Origin of the sequence: Methylobacterium sp. WL103 (assembly GCF_008039885.1) — a bacterium.
Lineage (GTDB): Bacteria > Pseudomonadota > Alphaproteobacteria > Rhizobiales > Beijerinckiaceae > Methylobacterium > Methylobacterium cerastii.
The window spans coordinates 1-2,177 of sequence record NZ_VRUX01000664.1; the positions used below are offsets into that span (position 1 = coordinate 1).

2 protein-coding genes are annotated in these 2,177 nt (G+C 73.7%); both read right to left on the bottom strand.

What is annotated here, in order from left to right; genetic code table 11:
* Positions 1–600 (bottom strand): type II secretion system F family protein (locus FV222_RS23925; RefSeq protein WP_187277450.1); only part of this gene is annotated, 600 nt, incomplete at its 3' end.
* Positions 600–2,177: GspE/PulE family protein (locus FV222_RS23930; protein WP_147815815.1), on the bottom strand; the 1,578-nt coding region annotated here is incomplete at its 5' end. The genes FV222_RS23930 and FV222_RS23925, both read right to left, overlap by 1 nt.

Sequence of the window (2,177 nt, forward strand, 5' to 3'; positions counted from 1 at the left end):
GCCCTCGAACAGCGGCGCCAGCGCGGGCACCAGCACGCCGACGATCATGACGAGGGTGCCGATCGCCATCAGCACGAGCAGCGCCGGGTAGATCAGTGCGGAGGAGAGGTGGCGGCGCACGGCGTCGCGGCGCTCGATCGAGGCGGTGAGCGAGGCCAGCACGTCGACGAGGGTGCCGGTCGCCTCGCCCGCGCGCAGGATGTCGACCATGTCGGCCGGGAAGGCTTGAGGATGGGACGCCATCGCCCGTGACAGCGAGGCTCCGCCGACCACCCGCTCGAGCACGTCGGCGATGATCGGCTTCAACGCCCCCGACGCCTGCCGCTCGACCAGGCGCAGCGCCCGGTCCACGGTCAGCCCCGCGGCGACGAGGGTTCCGAACTCCTTCAGGAAGGCGATGCGGGCCGCGTCGTTCACCCGGTCGCGGCCGAGCAGGTCCCGGCGCCAGAACGGGATCGCCTCGGCCGCGGCCTCGATGGCGAAGACCTGGAGGCCGTCCAGCCGCAGCTTCGCCACCGCCCGCTGGCGGCTCTCGGCCTCGACCCGGCCGCTGCGCGCGCGGCCGTCTGCGGCGTAGGCCTTGTACGCGAACGCCGCCATCAGACCGATCCTTCCAGCACGCGCCCGATCTCGTCGAGAGTCGTCTCGCCGGCGATCACGCGGGCGCGCCCGGTCTCGGCGAGGCTCGCCATTCCCGCCTCATGCGCCGCGGCGGCGATGGCCTGCTCGCCGGCCGACGCGGTGATGAGGCCGCGCAGGCGGCCGTCGAGGGGCATGATCTCGGACACGACCATGCGGCCGCGATAACCGGTGCCGGTGCACGCCTCGCAGCCGCAGGCGCGCTTCAGGCTGAGCGGCGTGCCGGGCGCGACGCGTAGGCGCAGACGCTCCTGGTCGGTCGCCGGCTCGTCGCGGGCGCAGGCCGGGCAGAGCCGGCGGACCAGGCGCTGGGCGACCACGCCGTTCAGCACCGCGGCGAGCAGGTAGGGCTCGACGCCCATGTCCATCAGCCGGGTGACGGTGGCCGGCGCGGAGTTGGTGTGGAGCGTCGAGACGACGAGGTGGCCGGTCAACGCCGCCTGGACCGCGATGCGGGCGGTCTCGCCGTCGCGGATCTCGCCGATCATCACCACGTCCGGGTCCTGGCGCAGGATCGAGCGCAACGCCGCGGCGAAGTCGAGGCCGATGCCGGGATGGGCCTGGACCTGGTTGACGCCGGCCATCCGATACTCGACCGGGTCCTCGACGGTGACGACCTTGAGATGGGGCCCGTTGATGCGCCGCAGGGCCGCGTAGAGCGTGGTGGTCTTGCCGGAACCGGTCGGCCCGGTGACGAGGACGAGGCCGTTGGGGCGGCTCGTCATCGCCCCGATGCGGGCGATCGCCGGCGCGTCGAAGCCGAGGGAGGTGAAGTCCTCGACCCGGCGCGAACCGTCGAGCACGCGCAGGACCACGCTTTCGCCGTGGGCGGTTGGCAGGGTCGAGACGCGGATGTCCACGTCCTGGCCGCGGTCCGGCGCCTTCATGCGCCCGTCCTGGGGCAGGCGGCGCTCGGCGATGTTGAGGCCGGCCTGGATCTTGATGCGCGTGGTCAGGGCGAGCTGCACCGACTTGGCGAGCCGCTCGGCCTCCACCAGCACGCCGTCGACGCGGTAGCGGACGCGCATGTCCGCTTCCTCCGCCTCCAGGTGGATGTCCGAGGCCGAGAGCTCGAACGCCTTGCGCACGAGGCGCGCGGCGAGGCGGACGATCGGCGCCTGGCTCGCCACGTCCTGCAGCCGCGTGAGGTCGTCTTCGCCGCCGTCCTCCTGGTCGGCGCCGGGCACGTCGCCGTAGACTGCGCGATGCGAGCGCTCGAAGGCGCTCGGGCCCACGAGCCGGCGCTCGACCAGGCGGTCGGTCAGGTGCTCGAGCGCGGCCGTCGTCTCCGCGTCGAAGGCGTCGACGATGGCGACGACGAGACGGTCGGGCTCCGCCAGCAGCGGCAGCACCCGGGCGCGGGCGCAGTAGTCGGCGCCGATCGCCTCCGGCAGGACCGGGCTCGGCGGCAGCTCGTCGTCGCGCAGGATCGCGAGTCCGGTGGCGTCCGAGAGGGCGGTGACGAGGGTGGTCTCGTGGAGGAGGCCGAGTTCGATCAGCAGGGCCGGCACCGAGCGGCGGCCGGGCAGGTCGAGGGC